Raw genomic sequence first — 26,453 nt, 5'->3', positions numbered from 1 at the left:
AATAGTATTAGATTTAAGGTTAACAAAGTTGGTTAGGGCTTGTCGTGAGACAGGCTTTAATTTTTTATAGACCTCTCCTATTCCATACTTTTTTTAATCGACCTCTTATTTTACATGACTATTAATCCTAATTTCCTACCTTTGCAACAAAAAAGATGATCAAATACTTTTGTTTACTTCTGCTGATTCTATGCAGCTGCAATAATGGGAAAAAGGAGAATGATGTGCTTCATGTGGCTGTTTTTCGCGGACCTTCCGTTATTGCGTTTGCAAAGATGATGGAGGATTCGCCGGAGATAGAAGGAAAACGGTTGTCTGTAGATATAGTCGACTCTCCGGAACTGATGCAGGCATTATTAATAAAAGGGAAAGCGGACCTGGCTGCCCTTCCTATGATTAATGCAGCCAATCTTTATAATAAAGGATTGAAATATTCTTTACTCGGATGCCCTGTCTGGGGAAATCTGTATCTTGTCGAAAAGCAAGGGATACGGAATCAATCACCGGAAACGGAGACTTTATATGTCTTCGGTGCAGGCACAACTCCCGATATCCTGACCCGCTACTATTTACATCAAAAAGGATTATCTTATTCATTGAATTATTCGTTTACTACTCCCGGTGAAATAAGCCAGGGATTGCTAGCCGGACAGATTCAGACGGCTGTCCTGGCAGAACCGTTTCTAAGCGTGATACTTCGGAAAGACAGTACTTTATCTATAAAAACGAGTCTTAACAATCCGGACAGTACCTCTCCGGGATTTGCCCAGACTGCGATTGTCTATGCACCTTCGTTAAACGATAAAAGAACATTGCTGGATAGCTTGTTGAACGAGTCCTGTCAGTTTGCCGTCAGTCAACCTCAAAAAGCAATAGATATTCTGGAGAGCCGCAATATATTTGCCCTGGGAACACTCACTCCGGAAAGCATAGAGAGATGCCGTATTAACTATTTATCAACCGGAGAAGCTAAAGAAAGCATACTTGATTTCCTTCGGCTGATAGAGCAATATGAACCGAAAGCCATAGGAGGAAAACTTCCGGACAATGGCTTTATTTCAGGAGAACGATGAAAAAAGGATTAATTTCATGTGTATCAGTCTGCTTGCTGCTGCTTATCTGGCAGTTAATAGCCTCTTCAATGGACCAGCCGGAATTGATTCCGTCCGTTCCTGAACTGATAAAAGCCTTATTTCAGCTATTCGGTACCGATACTTTTTATAAAAGCATATCGGCTACCATCCTGCGCGGTATTTCCGGTATCATTCTATCATTGGGAGCCGCGGTGATGACAGCTTTCTTATTTGCCCGTTACGAATTGCTTTATGAGTTATTCCGTCCCCTGCTGACAATCATGCGTTCCGTTCCGGTCATCTCTTTTATCTTATTGGCTTTAATCTTTCTTGACCCGGAAGGAATACCGTTAATAATTGCTTTTCTGACCATGTTTCCTTTATTAACGGAAAACCTGACGAAAGGAATCATCAGTCTGCGGCCCGGACTTTCCCTAATGGCGGCTCAGTTCAAAATCAATCGCAAGAATAAACTGATACATATATATTATCCCCAACTGAAACCTTTTTTATTCAGTGGGCTGGCGTCTGCTACCGGATTCGGCTGGCGTGCTATTATTATGGGCGAGGTACTTTCACAATGCGCCTTCGGTATCGGCGGGGAAATGAAACGTGCACAGTTGTTCATATCGGTTCCCGAATTGATTGCATGGACTGTTATTGCCGTCTTGATTAGTTTCCTGTTTGACAAAGGAATCAGCCGGTTGACACTGGTTACATGGAACATACAGTATAGCAATGGAAAACCGGAAAAGGAAGAACTTCCCCACCCTTGTCCCATAGAAGCAGCAGACGTTACATTTCAATATGATGATACCAAAGTACTATCGAATTTCTCATATACTTTTGAACCCGGCATCATTTATGGTATAAAGGCTCCGTCAGGAAGCGGAAAAACAACTTTACTGAATCTGCTGGACGGAACATTGAAACCAATCGAGGGAAAGATTATATCTCATCGGGAAGAAAAGTTTGCTGTTGTATTCCAGGAGCCGGAACTACTGTCCCATTTAACTGTCCTGCAAAACATTTGCCTACCGTTAGCATCGCTCTATAAACAAACTTATGCGGAACAGGTAGCATTAACAGCATTGAGAATAGTCGAGATGGAAACTTTCACGGAACGTTATCCTAACGAACTGAGTTACGGCCAGCAACAGCGCGTAGTCCTTGCCCGGGCATTGGCATATCCATCTACTGTTATGCTTCTTGACGAGCCTTTCAAAGGATTGGACAAGCCACTCGCAATCCGCATCATCGACCGCATAATTGAACGACAAACAGAATATAAACGCACTGTCATCTTCACATCACACAATCAGGAAGAGATAGAGCGCTTTGCTTCCGTTATTATCCGGCTACCGATAATCAATTAACTTTTACGGGATTACAGGGGATTGAGAACCAGAATGTAGAACCTACGCCTTCCTCTGAATCGACACCTATCTCTCCGTTCAACATCGTTATAATTGTCTTACAGATAGACAATCCAAGTCCTGTCCCTTGTTTAAACCTATCCAGTTTGACAAACCGGTCAAAAATGGTAACCTGGTCCTCTTTCTTTATGCCGGTACCGGTATCGCTGACATAAGCATAAATGCCATTATCAGTCAAATGATAACCATACCGTATCGTTCCTGCCGATGTAAATTTGACCGCATTAGACAAAAAGTTAGTCAACACCTGTGTAAGTCTTGTCTTTTCAGAAATGATACTGTAGTCGCTTCCGTCATTTTCAAAAACCACCTTTACCCCGGCATTTACCCGCCGTAAGAAAGCCGGCTCCTGCGGTTTGAAAATACTATTTAAACTGAAGTCTGAATAAATGAACTCCAGCTTACCCGATTCTATCTTTGAAATATCGAGAATATCATCAATCAATTGCAACAGAAATTCATTGCTCGATTCAATAATCTTCAGATATTCCTGTTTTTCTTCATCCGTTTCCGCCTGGGCCATCAAAGTAGAGAAACCGACAATCGCATTTAAAGGCGTACGTATTTCATGACTCATATTGGCGATAAAGGCTGATTTCATCCGGTTACTCTCCTCTGCTAGACGTTTCGCCTGTACATCTGCTTCGTGGCGTTTATCCACCGTGATATCCCGCAGGATACCAATAGCTTTCAGGGGTTTACCGTCTTTACCATATTCATATACTTCACCGATTTTCTCCAGCCAGACATATTCTTCCGAAAAATAACGGCAACGGAAACTCAGGCGTAATGATTCTATCTCACCCTGGGCAAAGGCCGTCACAACATCCCGGTACATTTGCTGGTCGTCCGGATGGATTTTTTCAGTAAAACTTTCGTGGGAAATATAAGCATGAATCATTTCACCGTTCTCTACATGAGAAAGCTCCGCCGTTTCATTCACGACATCCCATATCCACGGATAGATAAGGCCTGCCATACAGGATAAGGCCAGTCTTTTATTATTTTCATGCAGTTCTTCTTCTATCTGCCGTTGTTTGGTGATGTCCCAGGACATACCCAATAGAAAAGGCGCTTTTCCTTCGCGGGGTACCAGCAATTTCATGGTATCCATAGAACGCACTACACCTTTGGGGTCGAGCATCTGTTCAACAAAGCGTTGCATCTCTTTCGTTTGAAGTACCTTCTCATCCATATCCCTGAAAGACTGCGCTGCAACAGGGTCAACAAACAAATCAAAGTCCGTTTTCCCGACAACATCATTGTGAAAACGACCATATATCTGATTCATCATCGGGCTGGAATAAACATAACGGAAGTCATCTCCAGTATCCTTAACAAAGAAGTACATTGGTACTGAGTCTACTATGTTCGAAAGTAACCCGGATAAATCTTTATATTTTTGCTCCAATGCATCAGCATTTGAATCTACTGGTATCATACAGCTTTGAGGACTTAATGTTTATATTCTCACAAAAGTCTTGAAAATAAACGAGAGTAACAAATATTAAAAGAAAGAACTTCCCACAAAAGTAAAATAAACGGCAAAAGATTATCTTTGTAGGCTATAAATAGAAATGAAAGAATTATGACAACATTATTCCATTCACTTATCTCCCACTCCTTAAACATTCCGGCTGGACAGGTCGAAAGAACGATCGGGTTGCTTAATGAAGGGGCGACCATTCCTTTTATCAGCCGTTACCGGAAAGAAGTTACCGGAGGACTGGATGAAGTCCAGATCGGGAATATCAAAGACCAACTGGATAAGCTGACTGAACTCAAAAAACGGAAAGATACCATATTAAGTTCTATCGAAGAACAAGGGAAACTAACCTCTGAACTCAAGAAACGAATCGAAGATTCCTGGGATAGCACCGAGATAGAAGACCTTTATCTGCCCTACAAACCCAAACGGGTGACTAAGGCTGAGATTGCACGTAAAAAAGGGCTGGAACCGCTTGCCAAAATTATCATGATACAAAACGAACCGGATTTGCTGGCCCGGGTGAAGAGTTTTATCAAAGGAGAAGTAAAGAATGCAGCAGAAGCCTTGCAAGGAGCACGAGATATTATCGCTGAATGGGTAAACGAAAATGAAGGGGCACGTAACGCCGTGCGTAATTCTTTTGCCCATACAGGGATTATTTCTTCTAAAGTTATTAAAGGAAAAGAGGAAGAAGGAGCCAAATACCGGGACTATTTCGATTTCAGTGAACCGCTGAACCGATGCAGTTCCCATCGCTTGCTGGCCCTCCGCCGCGGAGAAGCGGAAGGTATCCTCAGAGTCAGCATATCACCCGATGTCGATACTACACTCGACCATTTGAAAAGACGGTTCGTGAAAGGGAACAGCGAAGTTTCCGACCAGGTAGCCAATGCGGTAGACGACTCTTTCAAACGTCTGCTAAAGCCTTCCATAGAAACGGAATATGCCAATCTGAGCAAAACGAAAGCCGACGAAGAGGCCATCCGTGTTTTTGCAGAGAACTTGCGGCAGCTTTTACTGGCACCGCCGTTAGGACAAAAGCGAGTGTTAGGTGTCGACCCCGGATATCGTACCGGATGCAAATTAGTTTGCCTGGATGCCCAGGGTAACCTGCTTCATAACGAAGCCGTCTATCCGCATCCGCCGCAGAATGAAAAGAGTAAAGCCGCAGCTAAAGTCTCTCAATTGGTATCGACTTATGCCATCGATGCTATCGCTATCGGCAACGGAACTGCAAGCCGCGAAACGGAACAGTTCATTACTAATCTCCGTTATGACCGGAAAGTACAGGTGTTTGTTGTCAGTGAGAACGGAGCTTCCATCTATTCTGCCTCAAAGATTGCCCGGGATGAGTTTCCTGAATATGATGTGACCGTACGGGGTGCCGTCAGTATCGGACGCCGGTTGATGGACCCACTGGCAGAACTGGTAAAAATCGATCCCAAAAGTATCGGAGTCGGCCAGTATCAACATGATGTCGACCAGAGTGCTTTAAAGAAAAGCCTGGACCAGACTGTGGAAAGTTGCGTAAATATGGTGGGAGTCAATGTGAATACGGCCAGTAAGCACCTGCTGACTTATATCTCCGGTTTAGGACCGACACTGGCACAGAATATTATTGACTACCGGGCCGAACATGGTCCTTTCCAATCCAGACGTGAATTGTTAAAGGTGCCGCGTATGGGTGAAAAAGCGTTTGAGCAAAGTGCCGGATTCCTTCGCATACAAGGTGGCAAAACACCTTTGGACAATTCCGCCGTTCACCCGGAAAGTTATCCGATTGTGGAACAAATGGCCAAGGACTTAAAATGTACCGTGGAAGAGTTGATTACCAATAAAGAATTAAAGAAGAAGCTCGACCTTAAGAAATATATTACAGAGAAAGTCGGTATGCCGACTCTGCTTGATATCATGGAAGAGTTGGATAAACCCGGTCGTGACCCGCGCCAGGCTATCCAGGTCTTTTCTTTCGACCCTACCGTTAAAACGATAGAAGACCTGAAGGAAGGGCTAGTCTTACCGGGAATTGTAACCAATATTACGAACTTCGGTTGCTTTGTTGATGTTGGTATAAAAGAGAACGGATTGGTTCATATCTCGGAACTTGCCGATCGTTTTATCAGCGACCCGACACAGGTGGTTTCTATCCATCAGCATGTTAAAGTGAAAGTTTTGAGTGTAGACCTGGTCCGTAAACGGGTTCAGTTATCTATGAAAGGATTGTAGTATGAAAATAAACAAAACGAATGTGGCCAGGCTGTTGGATAAAGCTAAAATAGCCTATCAGCTGGTTCCCTATGAAGTCGATGAAAATGATTTAAGCGCCACCCATGTGGCAGAGCAATTGGGAGAAAACGTAGAACAGGTATTCAAAACGTTAATCCTTCACGGAGATAAAAGCGGATATTTTGTCTGTGTTATCCCCGGAGCTGATGAAGTGGATTTGAAAAAGGCAGCCAAAGTATCGGGCAACAAAAAATGTGAGATGATCCCGGTGAAAGAATTATTGCCTTTAACCGGGTATATCCGGGGAGGATGTTCCCCTATCGGAATGAAGAAACATTTCCCGACCTATATCCATCAATCTGCCGGGCAATATGATACTATATATATCAGTGCCGGACAACGAGGATTGCAGGTTCAGATAGCTCCGGATGATTTAATTCGTGAGGTGAGGGCCGAAGTTGCAGATTTGATTGCAGAGAAAGAACGATGATAATAAACCTAAATAAAAAGAGAATGCAGGAAAAGCCAGCATTCTCTTTTTATTTAGGTAAACCGTATTTCTATAATTTAGAATTTCCGGAATATATACCTTTTCCCTTCACTGTTTAAAATCAGTTGCTTTCCGCTCAGTTTCTCTATGGAGAATGTACGTGTTTTAGACTTCCAGTCGGTGTAGTGCAAATAGTTTGCCGCAGGACCTGGGTCGTCTGCCAATTCCAATTCCAACTGGTCTTCATCCTTTATCGTATTGAAACCATATTGCAAAACATATTTGTCTTCAGCCGGGATGTACACCTGATACATAAATAAAATATTCTGGAAATTATAAAATACCGTATCAGCCTGTATCACATCGCCATTAGCTTCCACTTGCTGTAATTGCCATTTGCCTTCCAACTTATGCTCCGTATCATTACTACATGCAGCCATCAAAATTGTGACAGCGGCTATCATCCAGTATTTCATTTTATTCATCATAACAAACCTTTTGTACTCGGTAATTCATATTTATAAATATCACGGCGTATAGCCATTTTTACAGAACGTGCCAAAGCCTTGAAAATACCTTCTATCTTATGATGCTCATTCGTCCCTTCTGCCTTAATATTCAGATTCATGCGGGCGGCATCACTCAGGCTTTTAAAGAAATGAAGGAACATCTCCGTCGGCATGTCTCCAACCATTTCACGACGGAACTCGGCATCCCAGACCAGCCAGGGACGTCCGCCGAAGTCGAGAGCCACACTGCACAGGCAATCGTCCATCGGCAAAGAATAGCCATACCGTTCGATGCCGCGCTTGTCGCCTAAGGCTTTCAGCAAGGCTTCACCCAGGGCAATCGCCGTATCTTCAATTGTATGATGCTCATCAACGTCGAGGTCACCCTTTACACGTATAACCAAATCCATACCGGAATGTTTTCCTATCTGGTCCAGCATATGGTCAAAAAAGCCTAATCCGGTCGAAACCGCTGTCTTTCCGTTTCCATCCAGATTTACTTCTACGTAAATATCCGTCTCCTTGGTGGTGCGCTGCACAACGGCACGGCGTTCGCCGGCAAAAAGATATTCGGTAATTTTATCCCAATCATCCGTAATAAGTACAGGGGAAAGAGAAGGATTCCCGGCCAGCAACCTGTCCGCCTCTTCATCCGAAGGACGCAGCCATATACCTTTTGCACCCAGGTTTGCAGCCAGTTCCATATCCGTCAGGCGGTCTCCTATCACGTAACTGTTTGCCAAATCGTACTCGCCGGCTAGATATTTACCCAGCATTCCGGTACGCGGTTTGCGGTTGGGAGAATTATCCTCCGGGAAAGAGCGGTCGATCAGCATGTCATCAAAGACAATCCCCTCACCTTCCAATGTCTTCAGCATCTTGTTGTGAGCCGGCCAGAATGTATCTTCCGGAAAAGAAGAGGTACCCAATCCGTCCTGGTTTGTCACCATGACAAACTCAAAATCAAGCTGTTTACGTATGAAGTATAAATTGCGGAATACCTTAGGATAGAACTCCAGTTTCTCCAGGCTATCCAGCTGGTAATCAACAGGAGGTTCTATCACCAATGTTCCGTCTCTATCGATAAAGAGAGCTCTTTTCATGCTTACAAACTTTTTAAAGCCTTCAATAAGGCATCGTTTTCTTCCGGTGTGCCAACAGTGATACGCAAACAGCCGTTACACAATGTCACATTATTCCGGTTACGTACAATAACGCCTTTCTTCACCAGTTTATTATATACGGAGTCAGCTTTGCCTACATTTACCAGGATAAAGTTTGCATCGGTCGGATACATTTTATGGACAATCGGCAGTTCCGGCAAAGCTGCCTGCAACCGGATACGTTCGGACATGATACGGCGCAACTGTTCCAACATCTGGCCTTCATTATTCAACAAGTCCAACGCCTGTTTCTGTGTCAGCACATTGACGTTGTAAGGATATTTAATCTTGTTCAATATTGCAATAATTTCCGGAGAAGCAAAAGCCATGCCCAACCGGAGGCCTGCGGCTCCCCATGCTTTGGATAATGTTTGCAAAATTATCAGATTCGGGAATTTCTTCAGTTCGGGAAGGAAAGAAGGTTCTGCCGAAAAGTCGATATAGGCTTCGTCCAGTACGACTATTCCTTCAAAGTTATTCAGTATCTTATATATTTCATCCCGGTTCAGGCTGTTTCCCGTCGGGTTGTTCGGCGAGCAAAGAAAGATTACTTTCACCCATTCGTCCACTTCCTCCAGTAATGCTTCTGCATCCAGTTCGAAATCAGGAGTTAAAGTCACTTTCCTGAACTCCACGTTGTTAACGTTGGAAGCAACTTCATACATACCGTAAGAAGGAGCGATACTGACAATCGTATCAATTCCCGGGTCACAGAATGCACGGATAACAAGGTCTATCGGCTCATCGCTGCCATTGCCCAGAAAGATGGAATTGCGGTCTACATCTTTCAATTCGGCAATCCGTTCTTTCAACTCCCACTGTAAGGGGTCGGGATAACGGTTATAAGGCTCGTTATAAGGATTCTCATTTGCATCCAGGAAAACAGATGCACTTCCGTGAAACTCGTCTCTTGCAGAGGAATAGGGTTTCAACGCCCAAATATTAGGTCTTACCAGGTCTTTTAAATCCATCATATTGTTTTCAATCTTATTGTTACTGCATTGCGGTGTGCATCCAGTTGCTCGTTACCGGCCATCGTCTGGATTGTGCCGCCTAAATTCTTAATACCTTCGGCAGTGATTTCCTGGAAGGTTATCTTTTTGATAAAGCTGTCCAGGTTTACACCGCTGTAAGCCTTGGCATAGCCATTGGTCGGAAGCGTATGATTCGTGCCCGAAGCATAATCACCGGCACTTTCAGGAGTGTAGGGTCCCATAAAGACACTTCCCGCATTCTCTATCTGTTCAGCGATATGAGCGCAGTTCTCCGTTTGTATAATCAGATGTTCCGGGGCATACATATTCGTGAAAGCGATTACTTCCTGTTCGTCTTTCAGGACGATTATACGGCTATGTTCCAATGCTTTTGCAGTAATATCCTTACGGGACAGTTCAGATAATTGCTGTTGGATGGCATCAACTACAGGAGATACGATACTTTCTGCCGATGTAACCAGCATAGCCTGGCTATCTGCTCCATGCTCTGCCTGTGAAAGGAAATCGGCGGCAATAAAGTCCGGATTTGCTGTTCCGTCGGCAATGACTTCCACTTCGGAAGGGCCTGCGGGCATGTCGATGGCAACGTCTTTCAAGCTGACAAGCTGTTTGGCTGCTGTCACGTACTGATTTCCGGGGCCGAATATCTTATAGACTTTGGGGACAGATTCCGTGCCGTATGCCATGGCCGCAATAGCCTGTATTCCTCCGGCTTTGAATATCTTGCTGACACCTGCCGTTTCTGCGGCAAACAGGATGGCCGGATGCACTTTTCCTTCCCGGTTCGGAGGAGTACATAATACAATCTCCTTACATCCGGCGATATGTGCAGGAACCGCCAACATTAATACGGTTGAGAACAAAGGGGCCGTTCCTCCCGGAATATACAGGCCGACCTTTTCTATGGCAACTGCTTTCTGCCAGCAGGTTACTCCGGAGGTCGTTTCCACCTTTTGTCCGGTAAAACGCTGGGAGGCATGAAACTTTTCAATATTTGCCTTTGCTGTGCGAATAGCTTGTTTTAAATCTTCGGAAACAAGTTCGCGAGCTTCTTTTATTTCTTCTTCCGACACCTGAAGACCGGATAGCGTGACCTTGTCAAACTTCTCTTCGTAACGCTTAACGGCGGTATCCCCTTCACTACGCACTTCATTCAATACAGTCCGGACCGTATCGAATAAAGTAGTAACATCCAAAGCCGGACGCTTCACCAAAGAAGGCCAGTCTGCTTTTGAGGGATATTTAATTACTTCCATATTGTTGTTTTGTTTATATTATTGTCAGAAATGAGACATGGATAACCATGTGAGATACAAATTATCAGGAACAAACGAAAAAGACCTTATTTATTAATTGTCAGCTAATTACAGTTTCCTCGTAATTCCGTGCTCAGGAAACTGACTCGACATTAAAGTATCATTTTCTCAATCGGGATAACGAGGATACCTTCGGCCCCGAGTGATTTCAGTTTACCTATAATTTCCCAGAAATGTTTCTCGGCTATGACAGACTGGACGGATACCCAATCACCGTTAGCCAAAGGCGTCACCGTCGGACTCTTCATACCGGGTAATACTTCTATGATTTCATCCAACTTATCTTTCGGTGCGTTCAGCAATACATATTTCTTGCCTTCAGCAACCTGGATAGCTTCGAAGCGGAATAACAGTTCGTCGAGTATCGCCAGCTTTTCTTCCGACAGATTGTTGTTCGCAATCAGAAGCGCTTCGCTTTGCATAACCACTTCCACCTCTTTCAGGCGATTGCTGACCAGCGTACTACCGGAACTAACAATATCGAAAATTGCATCTGCCAGACCAATACCCGGAGCTATTTCAACAGAACCGCTGATGACATGCATATCGGCTTTTACACCTTTTTCTTTCAGATAAGTATTCAGGATGCCAGGATAAGAAGTAGCGATTGTTTTGCCTTCAAACCATTCTACTCCCTTGTAGTCTTCATCTTTAGGAATAGCCAGTGACAAACGGCATTTACTGAATCCCAATCGTTTAACCAAACGTGCTTCTCCCCCTTTTTCAACGTATTCATTCTCACCGACAATACCTATATCGGCAACGCCATTGGCGACAGACTGAGGAATATCATCATCACGCAGGAACAGAACTTCTACCGGAAACCCTTTTGCCGATAACAGCAAAATGCGCTTTCCTCTGTTCAGTTTGATACCCGCTTCTTCTAATAATAGCATTGTTTCATCGTATAAACGACCTTTTGATTGTACTGCAATTCGTAACATGTTTATTTTTGTTTTAATAATTATATGCTTTCCGAAAACAAAATAAGGCTTACCGTATAACGGCAAGCCTTATCTAATTATATTATGCGTATCTGCACACCAATCAGCCCACCGAACTACTGCCCGTTGTAATGATGATGATGGTGATGTGATACTTTTCTTCTCATTTGTTATTTTATTGATGCCACAAAGTTACAATAATAATTGAAAATGCAAATAAAACTATCAAAAGATTAGCCGATACGCACACTTTTTTTCTACACGACTTTTATGCTTAGTGTTCAATTATATATAAATGATTCGCCTGTTGCCGTATTTTGTTTGCCAGCATCGGCGGATAATCCGGGTGAGAGGCAAAAAAAGCATCAACCTCTGCCCTTGCCTCCGGCGACGTATGGCCTGACAGCAAGGCACGAACCCAGGCTGTCGGGAAAAATATATCTCCAGTCCGCTGCACTTCCTGCATCGCTTCCAGTGCCGGACGGATATAGGCTACCGCTTCTTTCTGCCGTGACGGATGATTCAGATTCGCCAAAGCAGCAGATGCCCAGGGTTCTACCCGACGGTTTTCTGCTACCAGCAAAGAGGCAAAAACACTGTCGCGCACTTCTTTATGCGGTGAGACGGAAGGAAAAATAAAGGCATACTCCCGTTTCCGGTCAGGATTAGTTATACGCGATTGCTGGCTGTTTATAATCTCATCCGCCTGCTTCGGCAAATGAAGGGCCAACGTATAAGATAAACTGATATAATCGTTTTCACTTAACGAACAGCCGGCGGGAGCTTGCTGCTTCTTCCACAAGTCATATAATGCGGCGATTGCTTCCGGCGATTCTGCTATGGAACGATACGAGCGGAACGCCTGCAAACGATGTTGAGGAACGGAAGAGGTCGCCACAATCTGTCCTAATGTTTTTTCCAGAGGGGCAGCATCCGCCGGAAATAAACGCTGACAATTACCGATATACCCTAAAGCGGCCGAGAATAACAACGAATTATCTTCTTTCGGCAGATAATTCAACATAGCCTCCATATATGATTCGGGCGAAATCGTCCGGTTCAACAGATTTTCATACAATGTGATTAACAGGGAACCTCTCAGCAATTCATTTTCACAAACCGAAAGATAGGCGGCACAAGCCTTGGCATCCGCTTCGTTCAACCGGAAAAAGCCATACCCTTTTCCATCCGTATTCGGAATAATGAAACTCCCCTCTTCCGGGACCGTTTTCAATTTCTTCCGGATGGAATTTGAATTTCTCCCGAAAGAAACTGAAATTTCTTCCGGTTCCCCTGTTTTGGGAACAATCAGATAAGTGAGGTCCTGCGGCCAGTTCAACCCTCTGCCGAAAGGGTCTTTCTGCGAAACGACCAGGCTATTGCCGACAATGGAAGCGGCAATCTCAGGCATGCCTTTTTCATTTACCCAAATATGACTCCAGCCGGACAAATCGTCATCCGTATATTTATCCAGAATACCAATCAGGCCCTCCCAAGAGGCATTTCCGTAGGCATATGTTTTCAGATATTCCTGAATGCCTTTCCGGAAAGATTCCTTACCCATCTTTTTAATCAGCATTTCCAGGACGACGGGAGATTTATCATAGATGATGTTACCGTAGACCAGGCCGGCATTACGAAGATTATCCAGTTCCTGTTTGATTGGATTTGCTCCGGCAGTACGGTCTTCCGCATAAGCGGGAGGAATATAATCCTGCATGAAATTCAGAGCATGGTTTACACCCGGATATAGCGGTTCGACAATTTGCGAAGCAAAATAATTGGCAAACACTTCCTTTGTCCAGACATCGTCAAACCATTGCATGGTCACATAATCGCCAAACCACATATGGGCTGTTTCGTGAGCAATCAGGGCACTGCGGCTCAACTGCTCGTTCAATGTCGGGTTCTCATTCAGGAACATACGGCGGTCGGTATAGAACGTTGCCCCAGTGTGCTCCATTCCCCCGAACTGGAAACCGGGAAGGATTATCAAATCATACTTGGCAAAAGGATACAGAATGGCGGTATAATCTTCCAGCCATGTTAAAGCGTCAAAGACTTCCGATGCGATCTCGGGACATTGGGCGACTTTCTTCGGGTCTGTTTCCCTGTGGTACAAGGAGATTTCCCTTCCATCCCGGGTGTATGTTTCGCGAATAAATTTTCCGGCAGTAAAGGCGAACAAATAAGTACTCAGCGGTTCTGTTTCCCTGAATGAAATCAACTTGCGTCCGGGAACGGATAGGGTATCTGTTTTCTCTATGGCACCGTTCGTAACGGCTTGCCATGCTTCCGGAACTTCCAGCGTCAGCGTAAATAACGACTTCATATCCGGCTGGTCGAAACAGGGAAACGCAGTCCGCGCCCGGTCAGGAACCAGCAAAGTATAAAGAAACTCGTCCCTCCTGTTCAAAGACTGGTCGGCAGGAGTAAATTCTACAGATACTTTATTCTCTCCGACGACGCTCCGTTCTGCCGGGATGATAATATGTTCATTTTTTACCTCATAAGGCACTTCCCCACCATTCAGCAAGACAGAAGCGACCTGTGAAGCATCTCCCCTGAAATCAATAATAAGCGGCAGTTTTTCTTTCAGCGACAGTTGTATGACAGCCTTGCCCCTGACCGGCTCCTGCCTGGATTCAGGAATGGAGAAAAACAAGTTATATCTGACTTGACCGAAATGCTCTTTTCTGAAACGGGCCAATTCATGGCTGACTCCGACTTCCTGCAAGTTAACATCTTGCTGTTGCGTCGAACAGGCTGTCAGCAGACTTACCGCCGCAATGCCAGCCACCTGATAAATCATATGATTTGAATGTGCCATCTTTTTTACTCTCTCAAATATTCAGCTATCGACATAAAATTACGTTCCAACAGATACATCTGCGACGCCATAAAAGTAAAGAACTCTCCCCAATCTTGCCGACGGTGAAAGTCTAGTCCTTCCCTGGCGGTATAAATACGGGCTACTTCTTTCCCCGTATCCCTTACAAAACAAATATCCCAGGTCAGACCTCCGGGAAAGTCCTGTTCCAGCATTTCCTTATACCAAGTCAGGCGTTCGTACATTTCAAGCCGGAGCTCTTCACTCCGGTGATTCACTTCAAGAATCACATAAGCACCGTTGCGGCTGATATCGAACTTCAATTCTACTCCTTTCACTTTGGTATCATACAAAGTCCATATCTTTTTACGTCCCCGCAAATAAGGCTGCACTTCACAATAAGCGGCGAAACTCTCCCAAAACTCCAGTTTCAGGTTCTTTAATTCGTCTTTACTATACATTATTTATATATATCTTTCTTTCTCAATCTTATCACATTGCCATAGGTTTCCAGTTGCTTCATATCGATACGCCGGGAATTGCCTACAATGACATAAACAACCGGTTTCAAGCGGACATTATGCCGGTAGAAACGGATAATATCTTTCATATCCATATCCGAGATACCAGACAATAAGGCTTCGCTCGGGTCGTTGTCAAAGCCATTCCTTCGAAAACCGGCAACCTTTTCCGGCACTTCCCGGAAGGAAGGAAAATCATTATTGACCTGGTTAACGATAGATTGCTTTACGGTAGAAATCCTTTCCTCTTTCTCCGGCATTTCGTGAATCAGGGAATTCATTATCCCCAAAGCATCCAGCGTCTTGTCGCTCTGTGTGGAAAGCATAGTGACAAACTCACCGGCTTTTCCTTCCAGGTTATGAGGCGGCAATATATACCGGCCGCTCACTCGGTAAGCCAGCGAACGGAATTCCCTTATTTCCTGAAACATCAGCGACGACATATCGCCTCCGAAATAAACGGAGAATAACCGGGCGGCATGGCGCGACCAGGCATCGTCTGTCACCTCTCCTTTTGCATAGCCGTAAACAATACTCTGCGAGGCTGTCGGCATATCCATAAAGTAAACGGTCGGCTTGTCATATTTCTTTGCATCCCGATGATAGGGAGCATTAACCGCTACGGTTATCTCCTTCAACGGAAGGAAGGCTTCTATCTCTTCCCTGACCTGGGCGACGGGCAATGTTCCGCAATAAAGCAAATCGCATTCCGTCTGACGGACCTGGACAAATGCATCCAAAAGTTCCTTTCCTTTCAATTTCTTGACTTCAGAGAGAGATAACTTAGTAAGAAACCGGGATTGTTCGCCATATTTCACTTTCTCGAGCAACGCATTTGCGATGTTATCACTCGATTCGAAGAAAGCCTTCTCGGTGACTTTCGCATCATTTATTACCTGACGGATTTGTTTATCATCAGCTTTTACGTGCCTGATAAAATCGCCGGCCAGCTGAACCGTTTCCTTAAAATGTTTGTCGAAGCCGGTAATCCGCATGAAAAACTGCTTGTCGGTGGCATCGAAAGAAATCGTACTGCCCAGGACCTGCAACCGCGTACGGAATTCATGGAACGACAGAGAGTCCGTACCCAAAAACTGAAGGTAATTAGCCAGATGCATCAGTTTGGGTTGCTCCAACGTTCCAACCTGATAAACCAGGTTAAGGGTAAATATATCCGTAACAGGATTTGCCGTTGCATATAAAGTGGCTAAGGGAGTCAGACTCACTGTTTCTACATCTTTCTGAAAATCAATGAAACGCGGCTTCACCTCTTGTACCGGCAGTTGTTCCAACTGTTTAGCATATTCGGAAGAAGCTTCCGAGTTTTTGGGTACAATCGGACTGAAATCCGGTTTCGTCAAATTATCCTTCGGATATTTGCCTGTCGTCTTTGTAACGCATAAATAGTTTTCACTGAAATATTTACGGGCCACACGGACTACGTCTTCTTTTGTCAAAGCATCGATACCGGAAACTTCCTGCAAATAATCTTCCCAGCTTTTACCTTGCGAATACAAAGACATCATAATCCGGGCACGCGAATCTATATTCTCCAGGTTTGAGGCATATTGGCGGCGTTGCTCCTGCTTCAGGCTATTGAATATCTCGTCACTGAAATCCCCTTCTTTCACCCGGTTGATTTCTTTCCAAACCAGTTTTTCGGCTCCGCCATAAGTCTGGAACATCAACTTGGGGATAACGGCAACGGCCAGTATCCCGGCTTCATTCATACTTTCATTCATAGCCATCGACGCCATAATCTTCCGGTCTACCATCAGTTTATCCAGAAAACCGGTCCCGTTCGCATTGTTCAGCATATTAACCGCCACAGCCAACGCCACCTGGTCTTCATGATTGGCCGGAACGCCACGGAACCCCATTCCCATTGCTTTCACTAGAGGTACGGGGAATTTTATTTTCATTTTCTCCTTTCCTTTAAAGGGCGGAAGGGCCACAATATCGTGTTTGGGAGCTTCTCCCGGACGGATACGGGAAAAAGTTTTTTCCAGAACCGGCAATACAGCCTCCGTATCAAAATCACCGCTTAATATCAGCCCCATGTTGGAGGCCACATAATATTCTTCAAAGAACTTCCGCATCTCTGTCAGGCGTGGGTTCTTCAGGTTCTTCGTACTGCCGATTATCGGATAAGCATACGGATGCGGGGCAAAATAACGGGCAAGCAACCGGTCCATAACAGGCCCGCCGATGAAATCACCATACATGTTTTTCTCTTCATAAACAGTTTCCAGTTCGCTCTGGAACAGGCGGAAGACCGGATTCAGCAGGCGTTCGCTGTTGATTTCCGCCCACTGGGACATATATTGCGGGGAAAAGGTATTGAAATAGATAGTTGCATCATAAGACGTTGCGGCATTCAAACCCGAACCGCCATATTTGGAAATCAAACGGTTGAACTCATTGGGAATTACATAGTCGGAAGAACGGATGCTTAATTCGTTTATCTCTTTCTGTATCTGGGAGCGGGCCGCTTCATCTTCCGTAGCCGCCAGTTCGTCATATTTCAGTGCGATAGAATCCAGCAACGTTTTCTCCGCATCGTAATCGACGGTTCCGATTTTGTCGGTTCCTTTGAACATCATATGTTCAAAATAATGGGCAATTCCGGTATCCGGACAATCCTTCGCTCCTGCCTTTACGACAACGGCACCGAATACTTTCGGCTGGCTATGGTCTTCATTCAGCCAGACTGTCAATCCGTTTTTTAGTTTATGTTCTTTTACTTCCAGCGCTTTTGTATTCTGAGCCGCAAACAGATTCGAACAACTTGCAAATAACATCATCATTAATAATGTTTTCATGGATATATTACCATACATCTTTGTATTATGGTCTACAAAGATACCGGATTCCTTTTTGTTATCAGGGGTTGATTAGACTTTTTTATTATTTAAACCAAATGCAGTTGTAAATGTTATCATTATAAAAGAGAGATAACAACATGGTAAATTTAGGTAGCTGGATGAACAAAATCCTCGTCGGCTGGGGCGTGGATGCGAAAATCGCAAATACATTCGATGAAATGATTATTGCCGTACTACTGATCACGGTAGCTGTAGGAGTCGATTACTTATGTCAGTACATTTTTGTCGGCAGTGTACGGAAGTTATCGGAGAAAAGTCATTATTTCTGGGATACTTTGTTGATTAAGAGGAGAGTTATACATAATCTGGTGCATGCCATTCCCGGAATTTTAGTCTATGCTTTATTGCCGATGGCTTTTATCCGGGGAAAAGAATTGTTGTTGATTTCGCAAAAAGTTTGCGCCGTTTATATTGTATTTGTTCTGTTGCTGGCCATCAACGGATTTATCCTGGTGGCAATGGATATATATAATCACAGGGAGGTCAGTAAGAACCGTTCGATAAAAGGATTCGTGCAGGTACTTCAGGTGCTGGCTTTTTTCATTGGAGGGATTGTGATTATTGCCATTCTTGTCAACAAATCACCAGCCACATTGTTTGCCGGACTGGGCGCTTCGGCCGCCATCCTGATGTTGGTATTCAAAGATACGATACTCGGATTCGTTGCGGGCATACAGTTATCAGCCAATGATATGTTACGCCCGGGCGACTGGATTACAGTCCCGGGGTCCAACGCAAACGGGATTGTACAGGAAATCACTTTGAACACCGTTAAAATACAGAACTTCGACAATACAATCTCCACTATCCCACCCTATACACTGGTCAACAACTCTTTCCAGAACTGGCGGGGAATGGTTGAATCGGGCGGGCGGCGTGTCATGAAATCCATCTTTCTCGACCTGAACACAATCAAATTCTGTACACCTGAAATGCTGGATAACATGCGGAAAGAGATTCCCCTGCTGGCCGACTATAAGCCGGACGAAGGTGTGACACCGACTAACTCGCAGATGTTTCGTGTCTATGTAGAGCGTTACCTGACCAGTCTGCCGGTTGTAAACACCGACCTCGACCTGATCATCAGCCAGTTGCAATCGACAGAATACGGTGTGCCTATCCAGATCTATTTCTTTTCCCGCAATAAAGTATGGAAAGAATACGAACGCATCCAGTCGGATATATTCGATCATTTCTTTGCGATGATTCCTCTGTTTGAACTAAAAGTGTATCAATACTCTGATTAATGTAAACTTGGGCAGCAATGATTTTTTCCCTACATTTGTGTTCACAACTTTAAATACAAATATATGAGTGAATTACAACAATGGATTAACAGTTACCTGATTAAATGGGGATTAGTACACGACTCTGCAAATATTTGGGACAACCTGGTCGTATTGCTGCTTCTAATAGTGATAACTGTCGGTATCGATTACACTTGCCGCTATATCTTCCTCGAATTATTTAAGCGTTTTGCTCAAAAAACCAAAAACCAGTGGGACGATCTGATCGTAGAACGGAAGATCATCAATAAGCTGATGCACCTGATCCCCGCGATCCTGGTTTATATCATGCTTCCGCTGGCACTACCCAAAGAGGAAATGCCTACTTTGCTCGGTATCCTTCAGATGGTATGCAGTGTTTACATTGTGGCCGTTGTACTACGATTCATCAATGCTTCACTGAACTTATTATTAGAGATATACAACCGGAAAGAATCGATGAAGAACAAACCATTGAAAGGGTTTGTACAAATCATTCAGGTGATTATGTTCTTTGTCGGTGGAATAATCATTATCAGTATCCTGATCGGCAAATCGCCCGCTACGTTATTTGCCGGACTGGGTGCTTCGGCTGCCATCCTAATGCTGGTGTTCAAGGATACGATACTTGGCTTTGTGGCCGGTATTCAGCTATCAGCCAATGATATGCTACGTCCGGGCGACTGGATAACGATGTCAAAATACGGGGCTGACGGAACAGTGATTGAAGTGACGCTGAATGCTATTAAAGTTCGCAATTTCGACAACACAATTACCACCATACCGCCTTATGCACTGGTCAGCGATTCTTTCCAGAACTGGCGGGGGATGAAAGAATCGGGAGGGCGCCGTGTGAAGCGTTCCATCAATATCGACATGAACAGCGTACATTTCTGTACACCGGAAATGTTGGCTAAATTCCGTAAAATATCATTACTCACCGATTATATCGATACGAAGCAGGAAGAGTTGGAGGCCTATAATAAAGAACACAGCATCGACGCTTCTATTTGGGTAAACGGACGACGCCAGACAAATATAGGTGTCTTCCGCGCTTATCTGGTGAATTATCTGAAAAGCAATCCCAATGTAAGCCAGAACATGACCTGCATGGTTCGCCAACTGCAACCGACAGAACAGGGTATTCCCATGGAGCTATACTTCTTCGCATCCACCACAGACTGGATTCCATATGAAGACATCCAGGCCGATGTGTTCGACCATATCCTGGCTGTCATTCCGGAATTCGGTTTACAGGTGTTCCAGGGCGTATCAGGTTCAGACTTACGTCATTTGAGGATAGAATCAACAAATTTAAAAGATATTTGATCCAGACTCAATCAAATTCGACAAAATTCTTTTGTATCACCTCATAATAAGCAAACGGAGGTTTAACATATTCTTCCAGGACCTCCGTTGCTACTAACTGTTCGGTTTCATAATCGACTTTCCAGCCATGGTTATGCTGGGTAGTGAGCCGGACAGGGTCAAAATCCTTATCATCCTCTTTGGTGAAGAACATAGCATGTTCGCCTGCGACCGGTTTGCATTGTTCCGGCAAAGTCAGCCATGCCCTGGTTTGTGCTTTATGTTCACTTTCGTCAAAATATATCAGATGGTCAAGCAATTCCAAGAAAATATCCCAGCTTATGTCATACGGAAAAGTGAGGGCAAATACCTGGGTACTCATCGTATGCATCCGGATAATAGCTTCGTAACTGCGGGCATTATATATTTCCGTAAACGTACGCAACATTAAAGCCATTTGTGTTTCATCAACTCCTGCAACAATCACCATTTTGTCGTTACTGACGGAAACATTCGGACGCAAAGCCGGATCAGGACGCCTGTCTTTTTTAAAGAATTTGTTTCGCAAATAGAAAATCAATATGACTGCCAATGCGAAAAAGAACAGATAAGTCTTAACCGGCAATTTCTTACCCGGTTTCTTCGCCACTTGGATTGTCTTCAGCATGTCGTCATCAAGCCTGAATGTGATGGGGATTACCTTTTCATCTGCGATATTCTCTCCGTTACGGGTAGCGGGTATCCATTTTCCGCTTGTCAGGGCAACCAGGCGAATCGCTTCATCATTCAGCAACGGCTCCGAACCTAAAAAGACATGCGGTTCGGTAACCGAGCCATCCGGCTCTACCGTGCAGGAAACAAGGACTGTCCCACTCACCTCCTCTTCGGCGGCCTTCTCGGGATATTGCATATTCTGCCGGATAAACCAGAACTGTGCTGCCGAACCACCTGTGTATTCCGGGAAAGTACGGTCAGAACCTTCAGAACGAAGGATAGGACTATAAACCCCTTCACTGCTGCGCAACAAATACGTCAACATATACTGATTGTCCTCCATCCGGCTGAAACTCATGGAACGATATCCCAACGATGGCAAGTTATTGATATTTTTTCCCTCATTATCAGGAGGCAACATCACAACCTCCATCAATCCGACTTTTATCCTGGAAAACCGCAAATCGTTCAAAACATGGAGATACAAAGACTGGCGAACCATTTCTTCTCCTGAAGCATCTTTCTCCCTGATACTCTCGAAACGATACTTCCCCGCAATAGGGACATTGCTCTTGTAATCATCTATAAAAGAATAGATAAGGCTGATTCGGGCACCACCCAGCAAAGGAATCGGCTCGCTTACAAGTCCCTGGCTTTTGGGATTATCAGGCGTAAAGGCTGTAAATTCACCCTCATTCGTACCGAAACGGGTAAATGATTTTGCCGGAAAAACAGCTTCCAGGCGGAACAGGGAAATATCTTTATCGGTAATCTTCGGTTCCTCAATAATCAAGCTATCCAGAAAAGGTTTCACTTCCTGCTTTATACGCAGTTCATCTGCTGTCAGATTATTATTCAGTTGTGCTTTCGCGTCCATGTTCCCCAGCAGGAAAACAGACAAAAGTAAAAATTGTAACAGGCTAACTTTCATACTATATACATTTACTTTACATCAGAACTGGAAATAGATAAACGGCTGCACACCGGCACTCTTGAACTGCACTACAACAAAAATCATAACCGCCAGAATAACAGCCTGCACCAACAAAGGAGAGCGGGTTACGACTCCCTGCACCGCATTCTCTGCCGACTTAGGCATGAAGTGAAGCACATAACCAATCACCATCAGGATAAAAACACCTTTATAACCCGCTACAAATTGTGTAAATACTTCCGGATGGAAGTTTGTAAAGATTTGCGAAAGCATCTCCTTCACCGTTCGTATCGAATCGGCACGGAAGAATATCCATCCGAAACAAACCAAATGAAACGTAATCAATATGCCCAAAACCCTGCGCCAGGGCTTCATTTCAGACCCTAGTTGCTTGAAACTGCTGAACCGGCTCATTATAAACTTATGAATCGCCAGCGCCACTCCATGAATGGCTCCCCAAATGATAAAACTCATCGAAGCACCATGCCAGAGACCACCCAGCAACATTGTAATCAGCAGGTTTATATACGTACGGATTTTCCCTTTCCGGTTCCCACCCAACGAAATATACAGATAATCTTTCAGCCATGAAGACAGAGATATATGCCAGCGCCGCCAGAATTCGGTAATGGTCGCCGACTGGTAAGGTGAATCGAAGTTTACATTAAACCGGAAACCTAAAAGCAAAGCAATACCAATCGCCATATCCGAATAACCGGAAAAGTCGCAATAAATCTGCAAAGCATAACCATAAACGCCCAGCAGATTTTCCACACCGGTATAAAGCAAAGGCGCATCAAAAATACGGTCTACAAAGTTCAGGCTGATATAATCGGAAATCACCGTTTTCTTAAACAAACCACAGAGTACCAGAAACAATCCTTCGCCAAATTCGGAACGGGTGACGGTCGGTTCCTTATAGATTTGCGGAATAAAGTCACGGGCACGGACGATAGGCCCTGCCACTAACTGCGGAAAGAACGATACATAAAACACATAATCTATCCAGCGTGTCAGCGGCGTAATCTTCCCCCGGTATACATCAATGACATAACTGATTGTCTGGAACGTGAAAAAAGAAATACCGACCGGCAGAAATATATCCATCGGCTGATACGTAACGCTTTGCATGGCCGTATTTCCAAACTGGTAACCAAACATCCTTGTTACCGAAGCAATCATATCCAACAGGAAATTGAAATACTTAAAATATCCCAGCATCCCGAGGTTTATACATAAACTAAGAACAACCCACAGTTTACGCTTCCATTGGGTTGTAGTATGGAATATTCCCTGCGCAATACAAAAATCTGACGTGGCAGTAAATAACAGCAGGAAAAACCAGAATCCGCTACTCTTATAATAAAAATAGATAGAAAACAGCGTTACATATATAATACGGGCCAGCAAATGTTTCCTGAGTGACATATAAATAATCAGGAATCCTATAAACAGGAAAAAGAACAACCCGCTACTGAACAGTATCGGCGACAGGTGTTGATAGGTGAGCACCTCTCCCAACTTGGATAAATCTATATTATCGAACATCGTTATCTGCTATATATCGGTTATAGGTTTGCATCAGGGCACGATACAATAAAATGCCTTGCTCCTGATAGCCTTCTTTCGTAAAATGAACACGGTCTCTTCCCATTAAACCGGTCTTGCGCCATCTGGCAGAAGAGTTTTTCCCTCCTGTCGAAGCAAACAAATCCCAGCATGCCAGACCTTCGCGACGTGCCACTTCGACAATCGCCTTTGCTGCACGTTCTGTATTTTCATTGCGCACATACGTACGTTTCTTGTTCACATACACCCGTTTATAACATTCGGGAGGAGTTGTCAGCAAGATGGCCGTATGCGGCATTTGTTTTTTCACTAAGGATATAAAATCTTCAATCTGCCCGGCAAATTCATTACGGGTAAAGCGCCGGCCGAAAGTCTCGTTCGTTCCTAAAGAAATAATCAACAGTGACGGATTCAGCAAAGCCAACTGGCGGACATAGTTCTCGTCTGTATAATTTACATACATGGCACCGTTCACACCGATCGAATGATACAAAATACCCGGTTGCTCGTTGGTCAGATTGAAACCATAATAAAGGTTCTTAAAAGAAGAAGCCGGAAGCAAGTTATCCGTCCCCTGTTTCCTTCGCGTACTGTGCAGTTGCAACGTGTCGACGAGACAAGAGATGCGGAACGTATCGGCAATCACTCCCGGCGCACACGGCGCCGTACTTAATACCGTCCTGACAGAATCTTTCATTTTTCCGGCCGGCAGCATCGGCATGGACTTCTCCCCACGGTAAATGACTGCCTGGTTAAAAGAATATCCGGCACCGTTATTAGGTGCTATGCTGATATCGAAATTGATGGATGGCGACGCGGACTGGATACCGATACCACCCGGCCCAATCGGACATTTCCGGTTGTTCTGGATACAACGTCCGGCAATCCATTCCTTCGCTACGGATGAAATGAAATAATCGTCCGGTTCGTTCGTCTTGCTCAGTTTGAAGGGAGCAATCCAACCACGCCCGGCATTGCCGAACTGCTGTTGAAGGAGACGCATCATGCGCCCGCTATAATGTCCTGCCTGTATATGCGAATCGCCCAGCTGCACAATCGTGATAACCGTATCTTTTCCCGCACGCAAGGAATCGAGTCCAGCAAAGAAATGATGCAACGGAGCATATTCATTTACGCAACTGTCGGAGGCCGGCAACTGAATCGAGTCGACAACGGCTCCCATAAGATAAGAAGCAAAAGGCAAGGCAATCGTATCCGGCACAGTCAACGTATCGGACAACACATCCCCTGCATCCTGAAACGATGAGCGGGAAGGCGAAAGATTCTTCGCCCCTACGGTAATCGCGAGCAATGCCAACAAAACCGACAAATTAATTAACCACTTTGTCTGCTTCATCATAAAACTCCTTTTCCAATAATAATGCATTAAAAAGAGCCGTCGCTATTTCGCGCCCGCCTCTGAAACTCAGATGTGTATAATCTTTGCTTGCCCAATTGTTCTCAACATAACGGACCATGCTGTTCTCGCCCCCCATCGCACCGAACGTATTCCAGAACGGAATACCTGTTTTACGGGCAATCTGCCTTTGTGTATGAAGCAAGGCAAGCACGGCAGGCATCGTTTCAAACTCACCCTCTTCCTGATGGCTACGGTCTGAAACACCTAACAGCAAGATATCCGCCTCCGGGAAACAAACCTGTACATGGCGAACCGCTTCTTCCATGCGTTTGCTATACCAGCCGTAATGTAAAACGCTGTCGCTTACCACATTCAAACCATACTGAAGAATAATCAGGTCGTATGGCCGGACTTCGGTCAGATTCCGGCAAAGCGAACTATCCAGACGGTTCAATATCATACCGGAATTACCACGCAGGGAGTAATTATCAACGACAACACCTGAATTATCCTCCAGAGCGACACCCAACGCACGGAAACCTTCCGTCTCCGTAAAAGAGAAAGTAGCTTCTGTAAATGTCCCTTTCCGCTCATATTGTGTTATTTTCGAAACGACAGGCAATAACTCATTGATTGTATCCGGCTGATTGTTATAATGCAGTTTCATCCGGGTTCGGGCATTCTGTTCATATAGGAATTTCAGTGAAGAAGCCGATTGTAACTCCGGATAACGGTTTGTTGTCTTGACAGATACGGATACCTTTTCACCTTTCGGTTCAAACATCATTCCGGAAAGCGTATACCCATGTTCATGGTCGGTCAGCATTGACCAGGTGTGCCATCCTTCCGAGCGCTGTTCGATAGTCGGACGGAACTGTGCAGCCACGGAAGTAATAGGAACAAACCCCACTCCGCGCCCGCCAAACTCTTTCTGCAAGGCAGAACGCAGGTCGGCAACGACAATATCCCCCTCAATAAACGAGTCACCCAGAAAAGCGACACGCACCGGTCGGTTCATTGTCTCCCGGTTTTTCAAGGCTGTAAAGAAACGCTTCAACCCGATATGGCCTACCGAATAATCTTCGATATGCGTACCGAGCGAATCCGCCCCCTGGACAGAATACATTATATTATACAGGGAATCGCGTAACACCAATGCCGTCGAATCAATCCCCGTCGAACGGATAATCGAATCGCGCAATGCTACTGAATCTATTTCCAACGTATCCGGTTGTTCGAGCTGTTTACGTAGCGAGTCCATTGACAACGATTGCGTTTTCACCCGTAAATCCGAAAGTAAGTCAACCTTTTTTATTTTCTGGCCGAACATGTTGTCCGGCAGATAATATAGTCCCAGGCAGATGCAAAGCGTTATAAGTAACAGCATCAGCAACCTGCCGAAATTATCTTCCTTATTCATTTACTC

At 44.6% G+C, this 26,453-nt stretch carries 19 protein-coding genes; 6 read left to right on the top strand and 13 right to left on the bottom strand.

Going from position 1 to position 26,453, the window contains the following annotated elements; genetic code table 11:
• Window positions 1-155 precede the first annotated feature (155 nt).
• Window positions 156-1,073, top strand: a complete 918-nt coding sequence (locus C825_RS15010) for a substrate-binding domain-containing protein (RefSeq protein WP_010803068.1) — start codon at window positions 156-158, stop codon at window positions 1,071-1,073.
• Window positions 1,070-2,449, top strand: coding sequence for an ATP-binding cassette domain-containing protein (locus C825_RS15005; RefSeq protein ID WP_044214402.1), 1,380 nt, complete (start codon window positions 1,070-1,072; stop codon window positions 2,447-2,449). The genes C825_RS15010 and C825_RS15005 overlap by 4 nt, the downstream gene beginning before the upstream one ends.
• Here C825_RS15005 and C825_RS15000 read toward each other — a convergent pair.
• Window positions 2,442-3,950 carry a PAS domain-containing sensor histidine kinase gene (locus tag C825_RS15000; RefSeq protein WP_010803066.1) on the bottom strand — a complete coding sequence of 503 codons (1,509 nt, stop codon included), beginning with the start codon at window positions 3,948-3,950 and terminating at the stop codon, window positions 2,442-2,444. The genes C825_RS15005 and C825_RS15000 overlap by 8 nt on opposite strands.
• Window positions 3,951-4,097: 147 nt before the next feature.
• Between C825_RS15000 and C825_RS14995 the strand changes: the two genes are divergently transcribed.
• Both C825_RS14995 and ybaK read left to right on the top strand, forming a co-directional pair.
• Window positions 4,098-6,224, top strand: a complete 2,127-nt coding sequence (locus C825_RS14995; RefSeq protein ID WP_010803065.1) for a Tex family protein — start codon at window positions 4,098-4,100, stop codon at window positions 6,222-6,224.
• 1 nt (window position 6,225) lies between these two features.
• Complete coding sequence (gene ybaK / locus C825_RS14990) at window positions 6,226-6,714, top strand: Cys-tRNA(Pro) deacylase (RefSeq protein WP_010803064.1); 489 nt, start codon at window positions 6,226-6,228, stop codon at window positions 6,712-6,714.
• Between the two features lie 77 nt (window positions 6,715-6,791).
• Here the strand turns inward: ybaK and C825_RS14985 are convergent, their stop codons facing one another.
• From C825_RS14985 to C825_RS14950, 8 genes are all read right to left on the bottom strand, one after another.
• Window positions 6,792-7,202 (bottom strand): lipocalin-like domain-containing protein, encoded by a 411-nt coding sequence (locus C825_RS14985; protein WP_224265259.1) that lies wholly within the window; start codon window positions 7,200-7,202, stop codon window positions 6,792-6,794.
• Window positions 7,199-8,326 (bottom strand): bifunctional histidinol-phosphatase/imidazoleglycerol-phosphate dehydratase HisB, encoded by a 1,128-nt coding sequence (gene hisB / locus C825_RS14980; RefSeq protein ID WP_007656901.1) that lies wholly within the window; start codon window positions 8,324-8,326, stop codon window positions 7,199-7,201. The genes C825_RS14985 and hisB overlap by 4 nt, the downstream gene beginning before the upstream one ends.
• 2 nt (window positions 8,327-8,328) lie before the next feature.
• Complete coding sequence (hisC, locus tag C825_RS14975; protein ID WP_007656902.1) at window positions 8,329-9,360, bottom strand: histidinol-phosphate transaminase; 1,032 nt, start codon at window positions 9,358-9,360, stop codon at window positions 8,329-8,331.
• Complete coding sequence (gene hisD / locus C825_RS14970; RefSeq protein WP_007656903.1) at window positions 9,357-10,637, bottom strand: histidinol dehydrogenase; 1,281 nt, start codon at window positions 10,635-10,637, stop codon at window positions 9,357-9,359. The genes hisC and hisD overlap by 4 nt, the downstream gene beginning before the upstream one ends.
• A gap of 152 nt (window positions 10,638-10,789) precedes the next feature.
• Window positions 10,790-11,641, bottom strand: coding sequence for an ATP phosphoribosyltransferase (gene hisG / locus C825_RS14965; RefSeq protein ID WP_007656904.1), 852 nt, complete (start codon window positions 11,639-11,641; stop codon window positions 10,790-10,792).
• A gap of 274 nt (window positions 11,642-11,915) precedes the next feature.
• Entirely contained in the window at window positions 11,916-14,471 is a 2,556-nt protein-coding gene (locus C825_RS14960; protein ID WP_010803062.1) for a M1 family metallopeptidase, read from the bottom strand.
• A gap of 5 nt (window positions 14,472-14,476) precedes the next feature.
• Window positions 14,477-14,932 (bottom strand): DUF4268 domain-containing protein, encoded by a 456-nt coding sequence (locus tag C825_RS14955; RefSeq protein WP_010803061.1) that lies wholly within the window; start codon window positions 14,930-14,932, stop codon window positions 14,477-14,479.
• Window positions 14,932-17,796 carry a M16 family metallopeptidase gene (locus C825_RS14950; RefSeq protein WP_010803060.1) on the bottom strand — a complete coding sequence of 955 codons (2,865 nt, stop codon included), beginning with the start codon at window positions 17,794-17,796 and terminating at the stop codon, window positions 14,932-14,934. Before C825_RS14950 ends, C825_RS14955 begins: the two co-directional genes overlap by 1 nt.
• A gap of 158 nt (window positions 17,797-17,954) precedes the next feature.
• On the opposite strand from C825_RS14950, the gene C825_RS14945 reads away from it, so the two are divergent.
• On the top strand, window positions 17,955-19,124 hold the full coding sequence (locus C825_RS14945; RefSeq protein WP_010803059.1) for a mechanosensitive ion channel family protein: 1,170 nt from the start codon (window positions 17,955-17,957) through the stop codon (window positions 19,122-19,124).
• A gap of 63 nt (window positions 19,125-19,187) precedes the next feature.
• Window positions 19,188-20,471 (top strand): mechanosensitive ion channel family protein, encoded by a 1,284-nt coding sequence (locus C825_RS14940; RefSeq protein WP_010803058.1) that lies wholly within the window; start codon window positions 19,188-19,190, stop codon window positions 20,469-20,471.
• Between the two features lie 7 nt (window positions 20,472-20,478).
• Here C825_RS14940 and C825_RS14935 read toward each other — a convergent pair whose 3' ends face one another.
• Genes C825_RS14935 through C825_RS14920 form a run of 4 tightly spaced genes read right to left on the bottom strand, consistent with a single transcriptional unit; the run spans window position 20,479 to window position 26,447 of the window.
• Entirely contained in the window at window positions 20,479-22,095 is a 1,617-nt protein-coding gene (locus tag C825_RS14935; RefSeq protein ID WP_010803057.1) for an energy transducer TonB, read from the bottom strand.
• A 21-nt stretch (window positions 22,096-22,116) separates the two neighbouring features.
• Window positions 22,117-23,646 carry an MBOAT family O-acyltransferase gene (locus tag C825_RS14930; RefSeq protein ID WP_010803056.1) on the bottom strand — a complete coding sequence of 510 codons (1,530 nt, stop codon included), beginning with the start codon at window positions 23,644-23,646 and terminating at the stop codon, window positions 22,117-22,119.
• Window positions 23,636-25,024, bottom strand: coding sequence for a GDSL-type esterase/lipase family protein (locus C825_RS14925; protein ID WP_010803055.1), 1,389 nt, complete (start codon window positions 25,022-25,024; stop codon window positions 23,636-23,638). The genes C825_RS14930 and C825_RS14925 overlap by 11 nt, the downstream gene beginning before the upstream one ends.
• Window positions 24,999-26,447: an SGNH/GDSL hydrolase family protein gene (locus C825_RS14920; protein WP_010803054.1), complete on the bottom strand. Its 1,449-nt coding sequence runs from the start codon at window positions 26,445-26,447 to the stop codon at window positions 24,999-25,001. The genes C825_RS14925 and C825_RS14920 overlap by 26 nt, the downstream gene beginning before the upstream one ends.
• Window positions 26,448-26,453 lie beyond the last annotated feature (6 nt).

It is taken from the genome of Parabacteroides sp. ASF519, from assembly GCF_000364265.2.
Taxonomy (GTDB): Bacteria; Bacteroidota; Bacteroidia; order Bacteroidales; family Tannerellaceae; genus Parabacteroides; species Parabacteroides goldsteinii.
This window is presented reverse-complemented; position numbering and strand designations above follow the sequence as displayed.